The 21,166-nt window shown below is 41.3% G+C and carries 13 protein-coding genes; 4 read left to right on the forward strand and 9 right to left on the reverse strand.

What is annotated here, in order from left to right:
• Positions 1-71: 71 nt before the first annotated feature.
• The 5 genes from HWQ44_RS28835 to HWQ44_RS28855 form a co-directional block, all read right to left on the reverse strand.
• Positions 72-1,688, reverse strand: coding sequence for a tryptophan halogenase (locus HWQ44_RS28835; RefSeq protein ID WP_292725378.1), 1,617 nt, complete (start codon positions 1,686-1,688; stop codon positions 72-74).
• A 61-nt stretch (positions 1,689-1,749) separates the two neighbouring features.
• On the reverse strand, positions 1,750-8,571 hold the full coding sequence (locus HWQ44_RS28840) for a type I polyketide synthase (protein ID WP_292725379.1): 6,822 nt from the start codon (positions 8,569-8,571) through the stop codon (positions 1,750-1,752).
• 186 nt (positions 8,572-8,757) lie between these two features.
• Complete coding sequence (locus HWQ44_RS28845) at positions 8,758-9,258, reverse strand: DUF302 domain-containing protein (protein WP_292725380.1); 501 nt, start codon at positions 9,256-9,258, stop codon at positions 8,758-8,760.
• A 422-nt stretch (positions 9,259-9,680) separates the two neighbouring features.
• Positions 9,681-11,606: an asparagine synthase (glutamine-hydrolyzing) gene (gene asnB / locus HWQ44_RS28850; protein ID WP_292725381.1), complete on the reverse strand. Its 1,926-nt coding sequence runs from the start codon at positions 11,604-11,606 to the stop codon at positions 9,681-9,683.
• A gap of 696 nt (positions 11,607-12,302) precedes the next feature.
• Positions 12,303-13,139 carry a DNA-binding response regulator gene (locus HWQ44_RS28855; RefSeq protein ID WP_292725382.1) on the reverse strand — a complete coding sequence of 279 codons (837 nt, stop codon included), beginning with the start codon at positions 13,137-13,139 and terminating at the stop codon, positions 12,303-12,305.
• A 1,640-nt stretch (positions 13,140-14,779) separates the two neighbouring features.
• Between HWQ44_RS28855 and HWQ44_RS28860 the strand changes: the two genes are divergently transcribed.
• From HWQ44_RS28860 to HWQ44_RS28875, 4 genes are all read left to right on the forward strand, one after another.
• Positions 14,780-15,244 (forward strand): MarR family winged helix-turn-helix transcriptional regulator, encoded by a 465-nt coding sequence (locus tag HWQ44_RS28860; RefSeq protein ID WP_292725383.1) that lies wholly within the window; start codon positions 14,780-14,782, stop codon positions 15,242-15,244.
• Positions 15,245-15,295: 51 nt separating this feature from the next.
• Positions 15,296-16,417: an ABC exporter membrane fusion protein gene (locus HWQ44_RS28865; RefSeq protein ID WP_292725384.1), complete on the forward strand. Its 1,122-nt coding sequence runs from the start codon at positions 15,296-15,298 to the stop codon at positions 16,415-16,417.
• A 105-nt stretch (positions 16,418-16,522) separates the two neighbouring features.
• Positions 16,523-17,710 carry an ABC transporter permease DevC gene (gene devC, locus HWQ44_RS28870; protein WP_292725385.1) on the forward strand — a complete coding sequence of 396 codons (1,188 nt, stop codon included), beginning with the start codon at positions 16,523-16,525 and terminating at the stop codon, positions 17,708-17,710.
• 22 nt (positions 17,711-17,732) lie between these two features.
• Positions 17,733-18,458 carry a DevA family ABC transporter ATP-binding protein gene (locus tag HWQ44_RS28875; RefSeq protein WP_292725386.1) on the forward strand — a complete coding sequence of 242 codons (726 nt, stop codon included), beginning with the start codon at positions 17,733-17,735 and terminating at the stop codon, positions 18,456-18,458.
• A gap of 18 nt (positions 18,459-18,476) precedes the next feature.
• Here the strand turns inward: HWQ44_RS28875 and HWQ44_RS28880 are convergent, their stop codons facing one another.
• The 4 genes from HWQ44_RS28880 to HWQ44_RS28895 are packed head-to-tail and all read right to left on the reverse strand — an operon-like array spanning position 18,477 to position 21,162.
• Entirely contained in the window at positions 18,477-19,310 is an 834-nt protein-coding gene (locus HWQ44_RS28880; protein WP_292725387.1) for an ABC transporter ATP-binding protein, read from the reverse strand.
• Positions 19,285-20,097, reverse strand: coding sequence for a cobalt ECF transporter T component CbiQ (gene cbiQ / locus HWQ44_RS28885; RefSeq protein ID WP_292725388.1), 813 nt, complete (start codon positions 20,095-20,097; stop codon positions 19,285-19,287). The genes HWQ44_RS28880 and cbiQ overlap by 26 nt, the downstream gene beginning before the upstream one ends.
• On the reverse strand, positions 20,094-20,396 hold the full coding sequence (locus HWQ44_RS28890; protein ID WP_214436252.1) for an energy-coupling factor ABC transporter substrate-binding protein: 303 nt from the start codon (positions 20,394-20,396) through the stop codon (positions 20,094-20,096). The genes cbiQ and HWQ44_RS28890 overlap by 4 nt, the downstream gene beginning before the upstream one ends.
• Positions 20,383-21,162 carry an energy-coupling factor ABC transporter permease gene (locus HWQ44_RS28895; protein WP_292725389.1) on the reverse strand — a complete coding sequence of 260 codons (780 nt, stop codon included), beginning with the start codon at positions 21,160-21,162 and terminating at the stop codon, positions 20,383-20,385. Before HWQ44_RS28895 ends, HWQ44_RS28890 begins: the two co-directional genes overlap by 14 nt.
• Between the last annotated feature and the right edge of the window lie 4 nt (positions 21,163-21,166).

Below are 21,166 nucleotides of genomic sequence, written 5' to 3' on the forward strand. Positions count from 1 at the left end.
CAGGTTTTGGTTCATATTTGCGATATTCCCCCTCAAGTGTCCCCTTTGTCAATACCCTGCCACCTGAATCCTTACGCAAAAACATATTTTAGATTCCCTGGTGACAACACACCTTTTAGTCCAAAGCCTTTCCACAGGAATTTGAGATACCAAAGAGCAACAAAGAAGTAAATGTTTTTCATGTATGCAAAAACATTGCATCTTTGAGATTCGTATTTTGTGTTTTGTAAATAGCTATCAAATTCTTGGGTCATGTAGTAACCGAAGGGTAATTGCTGCCCTCGGTGAACATACATCATGCCAATATTAGCATCTTTTTCTATGAGTTCATTGAACTGTTCATACACATGAGACATCAATGTTCTGATTACTTGACGACTTTGTTGGCTAAATCTACGGAGAAACTTCAAATCTAAATGCCATTTGCCAACATACAAAGGCACAATCATCCCAAACCACCACATGTTTTCTAGATAGACGCGCCAGCTCATGATGCTAGCATGACCAAGTTGTTTGGCGTGGTCGTGGAGAAGATGATTGCAAGATTCTACATACCCAAGATTGTATGCATTATAAACAGCCCGCTTCTTCTCTGCATCCGGTTCACCTGCTAATTTTGCTCGGATAATTTCTGTGACACTTTCCATTTGAAATGTCATCATTACCATTCCTAAGGAATAGAAAGGATCGAAGATGGCAGCGGCATCACCAATTACATACCAATTGTCTGGAGAAAACAGAATTTTACTCTTGTGTGCCACCCTTGGTAAGTAATGAAAGTCAATATCTTCTCCACTCTTGACTAGTTGGTAAAGAATGTTGTGATTTGATTCTAAAAAAGCATAAAACTTTTCTTTGGTGTTAACGCTCTGCGCTGGGATGACTTCATGATGATGAGATACCCCTACTGACAATTCCATAGTCTGAGTATCTGTAGGAATGACCCAGATCCAATGGCCGTGACCCATCATGTGATTAGTGGCATAGTAATGGCTACATGTAGCACCTGTAGGATCGTAACCACTGTGAAAAATAGTGCGATCGACATTTTTCACCCGTACCCATGCAGAACCATTGTTAAGACCAGCCAGTTTCTCAGGGCCAAAGAGTAGATTGTCTGTTTTCTGACCAATGATAAATTTGCGTCCTGCTGCATCAATAAGATGCTTGGTTGTAAGTTCTAGGTAATCATTACCTATTTTCACCTTAACATTGTTTGGGATATCACCAGAGCCTAAATCAACGTTGACTACACGACCATTGTAAAAGTCAACTCCCATCTCCTTATTCATTTTCAAGACATCCCGCTCGAACTTGGCGCGGTTCATGAGAACGGAAGCTAGCGGGGGTTGTTTAATAGACCAGACATGATAGTAGTCATCGATGGTCTGTGTATTTTTTGGGTCTTTAGGCCAATGATAGTTTAGTCCAAATTTCGGTGGATGATTCTCAATTAAGTAATCATAAAGACCTAACTCTTTGCCGAAAAAGAGAGTAGAAACTTCGACAGTTGACTCACCAATTTTTAAATCTTTTTCAGTCCGTTCTTCAGGACGTGGGTCAATTAAGGCGATTTTGATGTTGGGAATATTTAGTAGTAAGTGACGAGCTTGACATACTCCAGCGATCCCAGCACCCATAATGACGACATCGTAAGCTTGAGACTGAGTTGTGTTGTTCACTGACATTTCCTATTTCGATGACTAAAAGTTTTGCGAGGTGAGCAGATTTTTGATTGATTAAAGTTAGTTAAATTGAGCCAGCAATCCAATTTAAAGAGCGGAATGGGACAACAACTAGGGCAATTATTCTTTCAGGGCTGCGTGTCAGTTGAATGGGAAAAGTGAGAACTTTAAGTTGACTGTTAAGAGCCACATCACTGAATAAAATGCTATCCCCTTCTATGCGTTCGATCGCTAGGTTAATGTCTTTTGCCTTAGTCGCCTTACGCAAGGCTTCTATGGCTGTCCAAATCCGCGTACCAGACCGATCTACCGAGTCTTTGCTTTCTAACTGTTGGATTAATGGGTATCGAGAAGAACTTAGTAAGGCAACCCAATCTTCTACACTGCGATGAGTTACCGGTTCGATATCACAACCCTGCACTCCTCGACCGGCAACACAGAAACAAACACGTTCGTCATGGGAAAGCGATACTTCGATTTTTTCTTCTGCGAGTCCTACAACTACTGGTTTACCAGATTCCGTCCACTGAATCCGTACTTTGGATATGAGATTAGCATTATTGTTCAGCAGTTGAGCGATCGCTCTATGGAATAGAGGTAGTTCCAGTTGATGACGTTCCGTGGGTAATAGTGCATGGATACCAGGAAGATAAGCTAGTGATATCTCTGGTGCAACGACTTTGAATAAAGGCGATCGATTGCTCAATTCTCTGTAAAGAATCTGTTCATCCCTCTGGCTAGGATCGGCCAAATCTTCAGCAGTGGGATTCTCTTCACGGTGTTCTAGTATCCGCAATTGATAGCTACTGAGTCTTTCCATAACACGCCCATCGGGAGCTAAAAGAAAAACATTACTGTGATACTGTTGACCTTTTCGCCCTTGGGGTGTGGTAACACCAATATATGAACCAGTTCCATCTCGATCTGATTGAGCGATTTCCAGACTGTCGATGCGGATGGGCAAACAAAGATCCTGCGGAATTACTAGTTGTCCAGCTTGCAGTAATGAGTCTCTGCAATAAGGATCTCCGAGCAAGAACGGCCCTTGCGCTCTATCTAAAGATTGTTCTTGCTCCTGGGCAGAATACAAGTTTCTGTGGGTTTTGAATACACACCTGTGGGAATCGAGGCTATAAACCTGTTGTAAACGCTGAAACTTGGGGCCTTGGAACAGTAACCAACTATAAAGATCCGCTTTCGGCTCAATATCTAGAGGAACTTCTGGAACTTCAATCTGTTCTACAGAGGGATTACTTTCAACACCTAGTAAAAATGTGGCTGAAAAATGGCTGATGGCAAATCCTGTCTGTTCGGTTTTGATAGTTACATAAACTTGCTGTGGATCGTTTTTTAGTTCTCGTTCAAGTACCTCTGCATGAATTTCTATGTCCACTCCTTTGTCAGGAGCTACAACAATCGGACGTTCCAAACGAATATCTTTTATCTGCACAGTTGGTAAGGAATCTTTGCCAGTTAGATAGGCAACTGCTTGGGCCATAGCCTCCAAACCGAATACAGTCGGGAACAGATATGAACCCTTATAGAGGTGATCCTGTAAGTATGAATCCTGCTCAAGACTGAGATGCGCTCTCAGAACAACCTCTACACCCGGTTGATAAATCAGAATTTTCTCTAAAAACTTCGACGAAGCAGGAGGTGAGAACAATCCTGGATACCAGGTATCAAAACCACTCGATTCAAAAGCAGCTAAGGTTTGCATAGGTGCTGCGATCGCAACTCGCAAATCTGCGGGTTCATTTTTGATTAGATGCAAGAATCGACTAACGCCTGCATCTTTGGGAATGGCACTAATACCCATTTTGTTCAGGCTCCGAACGCTGCCCATTCGCGCTCCCATCCCTACCTCTTCCCACACACTATATGCCATTGAAATCACGGCGGTTTGAGGGTGTTGAGCTTTAAAACGGCGTAAAATCAGATCCAAAGTTTCATTAGAGAAGCCATACCAAGCATTGCGTTGCATCCCTGTAAAGCCGATGACCGAGGAAAAACCGGCGAAAAGCTTCAGTGGTGTAGCTTCCAGTGCTTTGTATAGATTAATCAAACCGAGAAGTTTAGGACTGATTTCATCAAATGCTGCTTCTGTAGAAACTTGCTCAATCAGTCTTGGCTTATTGAGGGCAGCTCCATGAATTACTCCTGATATCTTGCCTAGCTCTTGTCTGACTTTTTGCAAGAGATTTACTACTGCCTGGTAGTCAGCAACGTCACATGCATAATAGTGGCAGGTTACTCCTTCCGCATAAAAGCGCCCAAGAGTACGGGTAATATCAGAACTACTACTTTGTTGAATGTTGTCATCGGGATGAGGTGAACGTCCTACAAGTGCCACACGGATACCTGTATCTTTAGCTAGAGCCAGGGCACACTCGGCAGTAATGCCTTTGGCTCCACCGGTGACGAGGATGACATCCTTGGATGACCAAGTAATTTGACGGTCTACATAATCCACAGGTTGTTGCACCTGAGGCCGAGGCACGTAGCGCTTGAGATCGGCATCGTAACTTACAGTTGTATAAACATGGGGAGTAGAGAGTTCTCTGAAGACACATTCTGCCAGACTGCTGGGATCTACCGTGGGAGAGAAATCAACTACCCGAACTTTGAGATCGATGCGCTCTAGATGCAAACTCGCTGCAAAGCCAACTGTACAGCATTGTTCAATATCTGCTAGTGGTAGTTGCGCTCCGAAATGTCCCCCACTAAATTGGACATAAGCAACTGTTGTATGGTCACGGGATGCTAGAGGTGGAGTGGCGACACTACGTAACCGTTCAATCATGCCAATCAAACGGGCTTCTGACGACAATTGGGTGTTGGGCGTACAAGGCAATACTGCAATGAAGTGAGTTATATCGACGTTGTTAGTTAGTGTCTGAGGGCTGACTTCTGCAAAGGTTACACTTTGAACTTGAGCGCCTTGAGTGCGAAGCTGATCGCACAAGACTGCTATTTTGTCTGCATTACTGAATTCGTAAAGAATCAGCACATTCGCAGTCTGCCAGTTTTCTGGCATCTGTCTGCCTAAAGCAACTGAGGGAAGTTCCTCTGGAATATTTTTGATGATGTAATCACGCACCAGTTGCTTACGTGTTAATTCTGGCCCGCCTGCTGGTATTTTGCCGTTGTTTTGATTTTTGAAATCTTGCTTTAAAGAAACTATTGAGATCGGTTCTGAGATTTTAATTCCATTCCCGTTATTATTTGGGATGAAATTATGAATTGTTTCAGCAATCTCTTGAATCGTGGCATTGGCTAGAGAAGGCGGGTCAATTTTCCCAGCAGCACCAAATAGCTTGGCGGCTTCTGCGACAACTTCACCGGCTTTGATGGAGTCGAGGTTGAGATCGTCGAGTAATCGCAATTCTGCTGTGATACTTTCTCTGACATACCCTGTTTGTTGGATAATCAGGTCGGTCAGTGAAGAGGCGATCGCATCGGTTGTACCCATCGTCGATACTAAAGAAGCGCGATCGCTTGACATAAAACTGCGAATCGTTTCGGCAATCTCTTGAATGGTGGCATTAGCTAAAGCAGGTGGGTCAATTTTCCCGGCGACACCAAATAGCTTGGCGGCTTCTGCGACAATTTCACCGGCTTTGATGGAATCCAGATTGAGATCGTCAAGTAATCGCAATTCTGCTGTGATACTTTCTTTGACATATCCTGTTTGTTGAACAATCAAGTCTGCCAATAAAAACTCAACACTCTGATTCCCATTTGCCACAACGCCATTGGTTTCCCCAGGCTTAAGTAAGGTAGAAATAGCAGTATGAAAGCCATTACCATTAACTGTGTGAGTTGTTCTGGCAGAATTTTCAGGAGTTGCGACCAAAGGCATTTGCAGATCGGCTCGGATAACTTCAGCAATAAACTTACCGCGTCGAGCTAAATAATCTTGCAGCACCTCTGGTGAAATATGGTTGTGTTTGCCAAACACTGAATAATTCAGCAAGCTTTCAGAAGTAATTTCCAAGGATGGAGATGAGTACGTTGCAGATACATGAAATGGTCGTTCTACAGGATTGTCGATGAAGATGCGTTCTGAGGCTGGTATAAAAGAACGTATAAGCCGACCTTCGTAAAGTGCTTCCCAGTTGATGTCATGACCACGAGCAAATACGTTAGCTAACATCATGTTCAACGACTGGTCAAATCCAGGTTTGGCTTCCACAGGCAGACATTGCAGCCCTTGCAACCCGTTGATGTCACTTACCAATCCAGAGAGTACTTTTCCTGGGCCAACTTCTATTAGTAGGTCGCATGTCTGCTCTAGAGTTTTTACCAGCGATACAAAGTCCACTTGCGCTAGTACCTGATGGGCAAAGTGGTCGCGCAATTGCAATCCTGTTGGCGGCTGTTTGCCATCTACAGATGAAACAAGGCCTATAGTGGTCTTCGGGAGTGTATCTGGAACTAGTTCATAGTTGTGTAGATATTCGGCAGCTTCCGAGACAAGTTGAGAGTGAAAAGCATTAGAAACTGGAAGCTTGTATGTCTTGATTTCTTGAGCAGCGGCCAGTTCAATTACTTGTTCAATGCTCAAGTGTTCACCAGATATGACTATCTGGGTAAGACTATTGATATTTGCAATAACGGCATAGCCATTGACTTGTTTTAACAATTCCTCGGCTTTGTCACGGGAGCAAGCAATACTTACCATGCTTCCCCCCATGCCTTGGCCAGAAGCAGACATGGCACGTCCGCGAACAGCAGCTAAACAGATCAAAGTTTGCTCGTCAAACGCACCTGCGGCGTGAAAAGCAGTTAGTTCTCCCAGGCTATGACCACCTACGGCGATCGGCTTCAATCCTAGATGTTGGAGGTAGTGCATCCACAGGAGGGAAGCCAGGCAGATGGCTGGTTGAGCGATTTCAGTTTGGGCAATTTTCTGAGACCATTCTTCAAACTGCTCTTGATTGATAGCACGATCTACAGATTTATAGATCGACTCACTAATACTTGGGGCACCAATTTCTTGCAGCCATTTGTCAGCTTGATTTACTAGTTCTTTGGCCCAGCTAAAGCGTTGTACGAGGGTACGGGCCATATTCAACTTTTGAGAACCTTGACCGGGGAAGAGAAAACCGATGCGGCTTTGCTGGACTTGATTGCCAATCCAAATTCCTTGCTGCGGGTTGAGGATTATTTCTCCCTGAGCCAATGGTTTAGCGTTCAATAATTCTTGTAAGAAACTCAGACGTTCAACCAACTCTTCAGGTAAACGGGCAATGAGTGCTGCTCGTACTGGTAGTTGTTGGTTTAGTTGTTGAGCAAGATGTGCAGCTAGATCAATTAGTTCGCTTAAACTCAATCCTTGTACTTTTGGAAGTAATGCATCTATGCTTTGTAATAAAGCTGGGATTGATGCTGCACTCAAGACAAAAATCTCTGTTTCTTGAGCAGAAACTAACAAAGCCTGTTCATCAATTAACGGTTCAAGTTGAGTAGCAGGAGCATCGCCAGATTCTAAAGTGACGTGGCAATTGATACCGCCAAATCCCATTGCGGAGACTCCAGCCCGGAGTGTGTCTGTTGTCTGGCGAACTTCTCCTTGAAGCACCGGGTAAAGACAGTGGGCAGCTTTGTCAAATACTTCGTTTGGCTCATTGCAGCCAGCTAATGGCGGTATTACTCGGCGGTTAACAGCCATAACAGCTTTGATGAACCCTCCAATACCTGCTGCGGCTTTGGTATGCCCAACTAGGGATTTGAAAGAGGTAATACCACAAGAGCGGGAAGGTGTTTCACTGTTTGCACCCATAGCTAGGGCAATACCTTCTAGTTCGACGCGATCGCCTACTGGTGTTCCTGTACCATGACCTTCTATAAAATCAACATTACTTAAGCTGTAACCGGCTCGGTTATAGGCACGGCGTAGTGCTTTAGCTTGTCCTTCCCGACTCGGAGCTGTAAGACCACCTTTGCCATCAGATGATATTCCCCATCCATTCAACACTGCATAGATATAATCATTGTCAGCACGAGCATCTTCTAAGCGCTTCAAAACGACAAAGCCAGCCCCTTCTCCAGGGATAAAGCCACTGGCTTTTTTATCGTAAACGGTCATATCTTTGCTAGTCAGGGCACCTGTTTTGGCAAATCCTACTAGTTCAAAGGTGTCTAGACTAATATCTACACCACCAGCCAGAGCCAAATCGAGGTCGCCGTTGCTTAAAGCGTTAGCAGCAGTGGCAACCGCAATTAAGGACGAAGAACAAGCTCCATCTACAGTATAACCACCGCCATGAAAGTTAAAAAAGTTACAAATTCTCCCAGCAATAGTATTAGAAAGGTTGCCGGATAATGTGTCTTCGGTAAATGGTGAGAATACTGACTTGTAGTATTCTTGCATTGCTATTGCCAGTTCATCTATGACTTGCAATGGTAAATCTTTCGCTTTTGCCGCTGCATGTATTACCCGTTGGATAAATGGCCAGCGTAATCGCATATTGTTAGAGCGTGTTTGTTCTCCTGTTAAGGAATTACCCAGGATTACACCTGTACGTTCGCCGGGAACATTTGCCCGTGTATAACCTGAATCCTCTAAAGCTGCGATCGCTACTTCTAATGCTACCCAGTGAGCGATATCTGCTGTCTCTACTACAGTTTTAGGAATGCGCTTACTTGCCCAATCGAACTCAAAACCCTCAATCACAGCCATACGTTTACCGTAGGTCTTGTCTGGAACCGTCGGGTCTGGATCGTAATAATCTGCAAGTGGTAGCCGCCGATCTGGCGATTCTCTAAATTGTCGTCGTCGCGAAAGGATGTTTTCCCAGAGTTGTCGTAAATCCCTTGCACCAGGATACCAACACCCCATACCAATAACCGCAATTCTAGGTTGAGATCCTTCTATGTGCATATCTGTAATAACTTTGCTTCAAACACAAAATTGAATAAATTAAGAAAAAATTTGATTCTGATGCTCAAGTTTGATTGTCAAGTTAATGCTATTGACTTGGAGCAGAAAGTAGAAATCTTGTCTTCCCTACTCCGTAGTTACTTTTTCATGCGTTTATCGCAGTTTAGGATGGTTACACAATAATTACTAAGTAACTATCCTGATCATTTCTTCAAACTTTTGATCGAGCATTTGCATAATTGTTGAAATCTTTTCGTTGGGGAATTGACTAAGCAGCGATGATGGTTTGTCGTAAGCAACATGGGTCTTGCCATTGTAGTCATCGTAGACAAATAGTCTTAATGGAACATAAAGACCAACGGCAGGATTTTGTTCAAACATTTGGTTAGCTATTAATGGGTTCCCAATTATGTAGAGCTTGGCCTTTTTGTTTTTACCGGCAAGAGACATGAGTTTGCCATGTTCAACTTGTGAAAAGATCATAAAACCACTTTGACCAATCATCGATTCAATTCCACTTTTGATTTGTTCAAACGATTGCTTGGCACCAATCATTTGCTGAAAAAGCGTGTTGTCACTTTTACCATTAATGGTTTCGATCTTATTGGTTACTTCTTCAAATGACTTTTCAGAAGTAACAATTACACGAGTTGCTGTAAAATTGACAGTTTCTATTACGGTTTCCATGATTCTTTACCTTTCTCTAATTTAGAGGTGTGCAATCAATTCCTACGGTTCCCAGGTCAAATTACTAGTACAACACGGCGGAAATAAACCACCCATTTCAAATCAATACAACTTTTGGAGAGGCTGCACTTCTCTACGAGACGCTGCGCGAACGACTACGCTCAATGACCACGCCAACGGCTCCGCTCAGTAACCATGAAACACTTACGCTGTATTCATTTTTAATTCCGCCTGCGGTACTAGTACTTTAGTTATTTGCCTAAAAGGTGTTGGTAGCTCTATTATGAAGCGATTAGCCTAGTGAGTTTTTTGATAACAGCCCCCAACTTTAAAATATCCTCCTACACTATTCTTCAATCTCTCTAAAATCATTTATGCAAACAGCCTAATATTTTCTGCCCATCACAGCTTCAAACAATAGCTTATGTGAGGCTAAACCGCTCTTGGAGAATACAAGTACTGAGCATCTTCATCAATGTGGGATCTATAGAAGCAAGTTGGTTTTCATTCATCTCTGGTATTTGGTCAAGGAATTGAACTACTGCTGGTTGATTATAAAAAGGAACAGAAGCAAATTCTGAACTACGTAGGGTGTCTTGGATGAGTTGGTGTAGAGATTCACTCTGCTTCAATGTGGAAGGCGGCGCAAAAAATGGATGCTTTTTGCGGTTATAGACCATATCTGGAAGGTAAGGTTTGACTGCTTCTCGCAATATATACTTGACATTCATGCCGCGAATCTTGAATGAAACAGGAATATTACGGACTGCTTCCACAACTGAATGATCTAAAAATGGCAGTCTCCCTTCGGTAGAATGGGCCATCTCTGCACCATCTCCCAAAATTCTAAATAAGTAGGGTAGAACAGTTTTAGACCATAAATAAAGAGACTGATGAACAGGCTCTCGCTTTGCAAGTTGTCCTTGTACATCGATTTCATTAAAGAACATACGATATGCATCTTGCTGGCCAAAGTGAGCCATAAATGCAGTCGAGTATAGAGAAAGAGATTTAGCATATCCTTTAGCATTAGCTTCAATCCAGGTGGGTACAAAGCCTAAAAGGCGTTCGACATTAGCTAAAGGTTTAGATATTTCTTCAGGTAAGAAACCTGCTGCGGCAGAGACTTGGTTGTTACGCTTTAATTCTTCTAAGATATGCTTGATAGTCTGCTCATCTTGACCCTTGGTGTTGTAACGCAACATGTCCATCAGCGAATGCACATAGCCTCCAAAGATTTCGTCAGCGCCTTCACCTGTGAGTACAACTTTGTAACCTGCATTCTGTACTGCTCGGCTCAAAAGGTATTTAGCAGCAGCACCAGCATTGATACAGACCATTTCACAGTGCCAAATAGCATCTGCAAAATGTTCAGCTAAATCAGATTGAGTAATGGGAATAACTTGATGATTTGCTCCAGCTTTTGCTACTGCTTCACGAGCGAAAGCTTCTTCGTTGTAGTCTTCGTGATCGAAGGCGAGGGTAAATGCTGTAATTGGTTCTGTTGCATGAGTAGCTGCAATTCCTAACACCGCAGATGAATCAATTCCTCCACTCAAGTGACAACCTACAGGTACATCTGCTCTTAGCCGCAGTTTTACAGACTCGTTTAAAGTATGGCGAACTTGTTCAATGTAATCTTCTACGCTTTGTTGGGGTTGTGCATCCCCAGTGATGGGGTAATCAAAATCCCAGTAACGATGCAGTTGGATATTGGTATCGGACGCGAGTAAAAAATGTCCAGGTGGTACTTGATATATGTTCTTGAAGAAAGTCCGGTCTGGGCTAAAGAGTCCGAGATCGGCTCGAAACCAAAATTCATGATCCCAGTTAGCCGGAACACCCGCAGCAAGCAAAGCTTTGACTTCTGAAGCCAAGTAGAGTGTATCACCATGCATGGTGTAGTAAAGAGGCTTGATGCCAAAGCGATCGCGAGCAGCAAAGAGTGTTTGATTGCGCTCATCCCAGATTACAAAAGCAAACTCACCCCGCAAATGGTGGAGGCATTGAGTCCCAAACTCGTTATATAAATGAATAGCAATTTCGCTGTCGGAGTGTGTTCGCAGGTTATATCCTTTTTGCTTCAAGTCCTGCTGTATCCGCTCAAAATCATAAAACTCTCCATTAGCAATAATATGCAGTGTCTCATCTTGATTGCTAATTGGTTGGTCTCCACTGGTGAGGTCAATAATACTAAGTCTTCTATGTCCTAAACCGACTCTGCCATTATCAGAAATCCAAATTTTCTGTGCATCGGGCCCTCTATGATGCAGGCTATTTATTCCCCGCTTCAAAGAAGTCTCGGAAATTGGTTCTTGTCTTGAGAATAATGCCACAATGCCACACATTTGCTGAATTCTCCTTTGACGAATTTTGAGATAGTTTTAATGTTTTGGTGTCAAAACACTATTGGCAGATGAAATTATATATTCACAAAAATATCAGGCGTTAAAACGATGGTTTTGCAAGGCGCTGGTAAAAACTTGAGTTTTTGTGAAATTTAATAGCTATCACTGAATCTAGAGTTACCGTGTTAACGGTATCAAACTGAGATCCGTATAATTTTAGACAAGTTATTCTAGAAAACCATGCCCAGCATAGATTTTACCGTTTTTAAAAGTTTCGTATGATTTGAGAATGAGCAGAAACTGGATTAGTAATTTTCCACCTGATTTAGTACGTCTTTAGATTGACGATTTTTACGGCACTTGAAAGTGAAAATATTACGAAAAAGCCTATTAAGAGGGCATAAATAAACAAAAATGTTAATAGCTAGTGAGTAATAGCTGATGCTAAAAACATAGTTGCTAGGAACGCAAATAATCGCATCTTTACATTTATTTATGCCCACAAAGTTAAGAACAGGTAAAATGCATTTTAAGCATGAACATAACTACAAATTACGACCAGTTTATAAGACTTCAAACGAATTAGCAATAACCTATACTTTGATAGAATTATAGGACTCCTGTGTGATTTGTGAACAATATTTCCAATTAAACCCTGATAAAACGGGCTTTTCAGTCTCAGTATGTTTGCAAAAATCAAATCGGAGTCTCATAACAATTACTTCGTTCATGTTTCTGAAGCGAGCTAGTTGCACTCGCCCTTCTCCAGGCTTGGGGAGTTGTACCGTGATGTTGGCGAAACTGGCGGAAGAAATGAACCATACACTGATAGCCTACCAATGTAGCGATCGCCTCGATTTTCTGATCAGTTTCTAAGAGCAAGGAACGTGCTGCTAGCATTCGGCGCTGAATAATCCAATTTTGCACAGTTTGTCCCGTTTGTTTTTGCACCAGGTTAGTCAAGTAAGTTGGGCAGTAACCAACTGCAAAAGCTACGTCCTTCAGGGTAATCGGGCGATGATAATTGGCCTCAATGAAGCTGAAGACCTTATTTAACTGGTGGTTGGACGGAAATATGCACTCAAAGGCAGCCGGTTTTATGATGTCAGCTAGTGGTGGTTCTGCAACTATCTGGGGCTGTACAGCATAGTGCTGTTGGAGGGAGGCTCGTTTTTCTAAGCAGACGGCGATCGCCCTCAATAATTCCTCTACTGTACAGGGCTTAGTAAGATAGTCATCTGCTCCTAATTCCATACCTTTGCGAATATCAGTCCGAGTAATTCTGACAGTGACAAAAATAAAGGGGATAGTTGCTGTAAGAGGATTTTGGCGCAACGTGGTCAGGACGCCATAACCATTGAGTTTTGGTATCATAATCTCGCTGACAATCAAATCGGGTAACTCTTCGTTTGCCCGCTGGACACCGATAAGACCGTTTTCAGCACCTATAGTGTAAAAACCTTTAGCTTTTATGCCTTCTAAAAAAAGGTTTCGGGTTGAGGCTGTATCTTCAATCACCAGAATTTTTTTCACACTCTTCTCCGAAAATATTGTAATTAATAATGCTGGCTTTGATTGACATAGGGTTATACAGCAGATTTCAAGGAAAGTGAGGTACACAACGATTCCTCTGTTACCCAGGTATAAAGCGTGTTTTACTCCTGTTAGCACAACGGGGCGTAGTAGCCCATTCTGAATTCTGCTGTATGTCATCACTAATTGCACTTGTGCAGTTATGATGCAGGCAAAAGTGAAGTGTTATGGGCTTAATTTGCTATGTCTATATAATTAATCACTTCCCTCCATTAGTTTTACGCAAAATCAGTAGACCGAAAATAATAGCAGAGATGGACGATTTGCTTTTTAAAATAGATATACTCCTTTCAAATGAACAATTATTTAGGCTATTTTAATCTGATTTATCAAAGCATTACTCAAACATAAATAAAACCGAAATAAATTCAACTCCGGTCGAGGTTAGAAAAATATTAACTTGTCAAAAAATCGATATATGCTTAAAATTATCCTTTTCTATAATCATATTTGGTAGATAAATTTTGATTATTTGCAAAGTTTATTGAATGTTTTATTTAAATATTTAATATTGTCAATTAGTTTAATATATAGATATACTATTGAGATAGTTTTATTTTGTTATTTGGACAATTTATGTGCTTTTTGCATGTATTTCAAATTATGGCTACGTTAGAAATTTTTAAATCGCTTAATGTGCCTATAAGTCTTATATAGGAAGCTTTTGTTTTTATTGAATCGAACAAAATTATGCAGAATTACTATAAAATATTTAGCATTAATAGAAAATTTGTGAGAGTGAGTAAGCACTAAATCATCTTGAAAAAAGACGATTTTAAATCAAATTCTATCTATTTATTAAAGTCTTTCCTCATTTAACTTTTGCAATTGAATCATACGATAGTTTTAGGCTTGGTAAATTTAGGAAAGGTTAACATTAAGTAAATTTTGGTTTTTTATAGGTTTTAAACTTATTTTATAAACAAATATAAATTAAATATTGATTTATATAAAGTTTTTAGTATAATTCTGTTTTTGACAGGTTAATGCTTAAAAAGTAGCTGAAAATGAGGATGCAAAACGCAATTTTTGTGCTAGTAATCGCATTATCTTAAAAAACATTACTCCTTTTGTCTACCACCGTATACTATTTAACTGCGGTAGTAATGACCACAACTATCAGCAAAGCAAAAGTATCAACCAGTACGTGCTTTTTACGCACCTTAATTAATTTTCTTTCCTGAGTGTATAGTCAGTTTCCTTGGATAGCATTGTTGTCTTAACTACGCCGTCATACTTGAGTATTTTTTATACTGACAGGATATCGTTGCGCGAGCTTTCTTACTTTTCAGATATCCTCTAAACTCGACTTTATCCAAAATTAAGAACTCGGTTTTCTTTCTCCAGCGAAAACCCTGGTTTTTTGGCAAATATTTTTTCCAATTCACTGATGATGGATGAAGTTAAAAAAGTAAAACTACTGTCCCACAAAGGTTTCATCTGAAGCGTTCGTGCAACGACTCCGCAGGAGTATCGCGTTGCGAAGCAAATGGATAAAGCCGAGCTAATCGTAAATATTAACTTGACAAGCTAGAATTAATTGTATATACACTTAATTATATGATTAAAAAAATTCATTTATGGAAAAGCAAGCTACTGAGTTAGATTTGACTCAGTTGATTACTATTGAGGATACCTGCGCCTGCTTTAACCTTCGTAAAGCATCTAGAGCGGTTACACAACTTTTTGATGAAAAGCTAGAGCCAAGTGGTCTGCTGGTTACTCAGTTGACAATTTTAGTTGCCATCTCAATTCTCGGTTCAGTAGCAATCAGTGATTTAGCTGAAGGTTTAGTTATGGATCGAACTACGCTGACGCGAAACCTCAAGCCTCCCGAAAGAGAAGGACTGATTCAAATTAATCCTGGTGAGGATCGACGGGTGCGAGTAGTAACCTTGACGGATAAAGGACGCTCTGTTTTGGCGCAAGCTTTACCATTATGGCAACAAGCGCAAGCTCATATAGTGGAGAGCTTAGGTCAAGAACGCTTTAATCTATTGCTTTCAAGCTTAACTACTACGGTTTCAATAGCCCGGAACAGCTAAATTTTTTTGAAAAAACGTGTATATCCACCTAATAAAGAGTGGGGTATTTTTATGTTTGAACAAGAAGTTTCTTTAATTACTGAGAAAAAGCATAGACCATTGATTAAACCTATAGTTCAATGGGCTGGCATCTTGGGAGTGACAGCAGCATTGGGAATAGGTGGATTTGTGGTTTGGAAACAGGTGAGTTCCCAAACCGGGGTTGAGAATCAGACTGGCATACATACTCCTTTACCTCAAGCACAAAAAGTTGTAGAGACGATAACTGCTTTAGGACGCTTGGAACCTCACGGAGAAGTAATTCAAGTTTCAGCGCCCACTTTCTTAGAAGGCGCACGAGTTGAGAAACTATTGGTGGAAGACACAGATTGGGTGAAATCTGGTCAGGTGATCGCAGTTCTCGATCGCCGCGAACGATTGCAAGCTGCTTTGAAACAGGCTCAAAGACAAGTTGAAGTAGCCCAAGCACGGCTAGCCAAAGTCAAAGCCGGAGCGAAAGAGGGAGATTTAGGAGCGCAAAAAGCAACAATCGCTCGCTTGGAGGCAGAATTACGAATTGCCCAAACAGAACATCAACGGTACAAATATCTACAGGAAACTGGAGCCATTTCTGCTTCTTTGCTAGACTCAAAACGCCAAATTGTCGAAACAATTCAGGGACAACTCAATCAAGCTAAATCTACCCTAACTAGTATTGCAGAAGTTCGTCCGACTGATATACAGGAAGCTGAAGCAGAAATTGCTAGTGCTGTAGCATCTGAACAGAAAGCCAAAGCAGACTTAGAAACTGCCTTTGTCACCGCACCCCAGAACGGTCAGGTTTTAAAAATTCATACTCGTGCGGGAGAGATGGTTGGTGCTAAAGCGATCGCAGATATTGGACAAACTAGGCAAATGGACGTAATCGCTGAAGTTTACGAAAACGATCTTGCCAAAGTGAAGATAGGGCAAAAAGCTACTATCACCAGTCTTAACAAAGCCTTTGTTGGAAAACTACAGGGAACTGTATACCGCATCATTCCTCAAATTGGTAAGCGGGATGTCCTCAATGACGATCCAGCAGCAGCAGTTGATGCCAGAGTTGCTGAAGTCAAAATCAGTTTGTTACCGAAAGACAGTCAGCGAATTATGAGTTTGATCAATCTCAAAGTAGAAGTTGCAATCAATCCTTAATTTGGGAATGGGGAGTTGGGAGTGGTGTATTTTATCAATTTAGAAAAGTAGAAGTTCTCAATTTTAAGTTCTAAACATTACACTCAAATTAACTTATGTGATGCAATGATAGGTTTTAATTTATCCTTTCTTGATGGTAATAAAATTCCCCTAGCATGGTTGCAATTGATCCGCGAGAAGACGAGGCTATTCGTGGCCATTTCAGGTATCAGCTTTGCCGTGGTACTAATGTTCATGCAGATGGGATTTCTAACTGCTCTATTTGATAGTGCAGTTGGTATGCACAGCAGTCTACAAGGCGATATTGTGCTGATTAGTCCACGCTCCGTGGCCTTAATTGCCATGAAACCATTTTCCCAACGGCGGCTATACCAAGTATTGGGCTTTCAAGGGGTAGAATCTGTCAGTCCTATCTACGTAGATTCTGGAATCTGGAAAAATCCGCAAAATCCTAGTATTACCCGCAATATTCGGATCTATGGAATTAATCCTGACAATCAAGTATTCAACATGCCAGGGGTAGCTGAAAATCTAGATAAGATTAAAAAGCCTGATGTAGTTTTATTCGATTGGGGTTCACGTACTGAATTTGGGCCGATTAGCACTTTGTTTAAGCAGGAAAAAAGCGTAATTACAGAGGTAGAGGAACGGCGAATTAATGTTGGTGGTTTATTTGAATTAGGAGTTACTTTTGGTTCTGATGGCACTTTAATCACCAGCGATCTGAATTTTTTAAGAATCTTTGAAGAGCGTAGAACCGCAGGATTAATTGATATCGGTTTGATTAAACTAAAGCCAGGTGTAGATGCAGAAAAAGTGTTGGTAAATTTGAGGGCAAACTTACCCAAAGATGTAAAGGTGCTATCGAAAGAAGAATACAAAAAATTTGAAGTAAACTACTGGAGCGGCAGCACGCCTATTGGTTTTACTTTTATACTTGGTACAGTTATGGGCTTTTTTGTCGGGACGATTATCGTCTATCAAGTACTTTATACTGACGTTAACGATCATCTCCCTGAGTATGCCACACTCAAAGCGATCGGATACAAAGATTCCTTCTTCTCTGGTGTTGTATTTCAAGCAGCAATGATTTTAGCCACACTAGGATTTTTGCCTGGAGTACTAATTGCTTGGGGTTTATATGAACTCACCCGCACTGCCACACTCTTGCCGATGTTTATGCAGCTTGATAAAAACTTGCTAGTATTAGTTTTGACATTTGTCATGTGCTTTATCTCTGGTAGCATCGCTATACGCAAGCTTCGAGAAGCAGACCCGGCTGACATATTTTAATATCCTTTCCTATAGTTTCATCATGCGGTCAGAACCTCTTGTCAATATTGAAAACCTCAGCCATTACTACGGTCGAGGAGTCTTGCGTAAACAAATTCTGTTTGATATTAATCTAAAAATCCAACCGGGCGAAATTGTAATTATGACCGGGCCATCAGGATCTGGTAAGACTTCTTTACTAACTTTAATTGGTGCTTTACGTTCAGCCCAAATCGGTAGTCTAAAAGTTTTTGGGCAAGAGCTATGCGGAGCTACTCAAGACCAATTAGTGCAAGTGCGACGCAATATTGGCTATATTTTTCAGGCACATAACTTGCTGAGTTTTTTAACAGCTCAACAGAATGTCCAAATGTCGCTTCAAATCCAGCCCGGGATAACTAAGCAGAAGGCTCAACGCCGAGCAAAATCTATACTTGAAGCTGTTGGATTAGGACAAAAAATTAATAGCTATCCAGAAAACCTCTCTGGCGGACAAAAACAGCGGGTTGCAATTGCTCGTGCTTTGGTAAACTCTCCCAGTTTAGTTCTGGCTGATGAACCTACTGCTGCTTTAGATAGTAAGACTGGTCGCGACGTTGTAGATTTAATGCAAAAACTAGCCAAAGAACAAGGGTGTTCCATCTTGCTAGTGACTCATGATAATCGTATTTTAGATATTGCCAATCGTATTGTATACATGGAAGATGGTCGATTAGATAGAAGTCAGACAGGAACTTTTATTGGGGAAGATGCGGTACAAATTTATTGAGATTCTCTAACTGTATAATCAAGAAAAATTACGAAATCGCTCTAATATCCGTTGTCGCACTTGTTCTATAACTACTCCCTCTTCAGCAGATAACCCATCAAATAACATCTCATATATCAATGGTACGCCCAACTCTAACTCTTCTAAAAGTGGACGCTGGCTAAATACATCTTGTGGTTTACCTTCTAGAATCAGTTGCCCTTTATCCATGACAAAAACCCAATCTGCCCACCGATAAACTAAATCCAAATCATGGGTTGCCATCAACAAAGTGGTTCCATCTCCATGAATTTTTTTCATGGTTGCTATCAAGTTACGAGTATGTTTGATATCTAAATAGGCAGTTGGCTCATCCAACACCAACAGTTCCGGTTGCAACACCATCACATCTGCTATGGAAACTCGCTTTTTTTGCCCTAAACTTAGATGATGCACTGGTCTTTCTGCTAAAATGGTCAGTTCAAATTCAACTAATGCTTGTTCTACTCGGTCTTTAATTTCTAGTTCTGGTAAACCTAAATTACACAAACCGTAAGATATATCTTCTTCAACAGTAGAAGCTACTAATTGTTGTTCTGGGTCTTGAAATACTAGTCCAACTTTCTGTCTTAAACTGCCAAGATAATTACGATTATAACTTAACGGTTCACCACGCCAACGGACAACACCAGAGTTAGGTTTATATAGACCATTAGCTAATAGAAATAATGTCGTTTTACCACAACCATTCTGACCAATTAATGCACATCTTTTACCTGATGGAATCTTCAGTGTTAGACCATTCAAAGCTGATTGTTGTGCGCCTGGATAGGTATAATATACCTGCTCAAATTCGAGTAAATATTCCTGCATTTCGCCAAAAGTCTAATACTATTAATCCTACACAGCCGCAAATTGCTTCGATGATATATCGTGCTTGAGGACGATAGCGAGGAGGATGCCAAACTCGAAATTCACTCACAAAACCCCGTGATTGCAGTCCGAGAGAGAACTGACTATATCGTTGTAAGGTTCGTTGTAATAGTTGTCCGATTAGTAGTGCTAAACTTTTCATCCCATTACGCCAAGTACGGTAGCCACCACGGGAATTTTGCGCTGTCCACAATTCAGTGGCTGTGTTCAATAGAATGAAAATAAACCGATACATTAGTAATAACAAATCTGTTAAAAGTACTGAAAATCGCAAGTAACGCAGAGTTTGTAATATCTCGGTGAAAGGAACAGTTAGCATGAGAAAATATAGGCAAGAAACAGAGGCTAATGCTCTGGTTATAATTCCCCATGCTTGGATACTGCCACTATGACTGATATAAATATAGAAGTGTCCGAGATTTAGTCCATACCAGGAATCTAATTGTACCCTTGGCAAATCATTAATCGCAATTCCATTCACCATCAGGGCTGGTAAACTTGTCAAACAAAAACCTATGGTGAACATTAACAACCGAAAATAAACACCAGCCGGAATTCTTGCATAAATAACTGTCCAAATACTCATCCAAAGCGCCATTAAAATCTGCACTAGCGGATGAGTAGCAAGGGAAATAGCAAGAGTAGTAAATGCAAAAATTAGTTTATGTTCTGGTGGCAATCTTCGCAGTCGATTGGTATAAGCTAAAGTATCTAATTGCAGGCTCATTCTTCACGTTTTTGTTGTTGGGAACGTCCTTTATACAACCCAATTGCATAACCGACTACTCCAGCACCCAAAGCTGCTTGCGACGCAAATAATAAGCTTTCTATTTCACCGCTAGCTGGTTCAAAAAATGATTTAAACCAGGGTTTATATCCAGGTTGTATTTCAGTAATTGCTTTTTCAGCTTTGTCATCGGAACCGGCAAATTCGCCACCACGCACAAATATTAACGGTGCAACTGCTAAGGCTAATACAGCTACTACCAACAGCCAGTTACTCAACCCTTTTTTAGACTGATTCATTTCCTTGGGGTTCACGTTTGATTAATTTCAGCAATTCCAATTCTTGAGGATTATAAGATTGCAGCCAGTTCCACACCAATACAGTTAGCAATCCTTCACTAATTGCTAAGGGAACTTGAGTAATGGCGAAAATTCCGGCGAACTTGGTAAATGAAGCGAGAAACCCACCAACAGGTGCAGGAAAAGCTAGGGCGAGTTGGATAGAAGTGATAATGTAGGTGAGTAAATCTGCGATCGCAGCTGCTAGAAATATAGCAATTTTTTGTTTACCACCCAACTTTATTGTCAGATTATATATCCAGTAAGCTGCAAATGGCCCAGCGATCGCCATCGAAAAAGCATTTGCACCCAGCGTTGTCAAGCCACCATGCGCCAGTAACAAAGCTTGAAATAACAACACTAAGCTACCCAAAACCGACATAGTAAGGGGGCCAAACAGCACCGCACCTAATCCCGTCCCTGTTGGGTGAGAACAGCTACCTGTGACGGAAGGAATTTTCAACGCTGACAGCACGAAAGTAAAAGCACCAGCCAAGCCCAGCAGTAGTTTCAGTTCCGGGTTAGCTTGGGTAATACGAGTCAAACTACGCAATCCTAGTAGAAAAAATGGTAATGCCACAATCCACCAAAAAATTGCCCACTGCACAGGTAAAAAACCTTCCATAATGTGCATAGCGTAGGCGGGTTTGGGTAAACCAACTACTAGATAAAAACTGATAACTGCCATCAGGGTTAGACTGACTAACGCCTGTTTTTTTCTTTTCATAATC

Origin of the sequence: Nostoc sp. JL34 (assembly GCF_017114945.1) — a bacterium.
Classification (GTDB): Bacteria; Cyanobacteriota; Cyanobacteriia; order Cyanobacteriales; family Nostocaceae; genus Nostoc.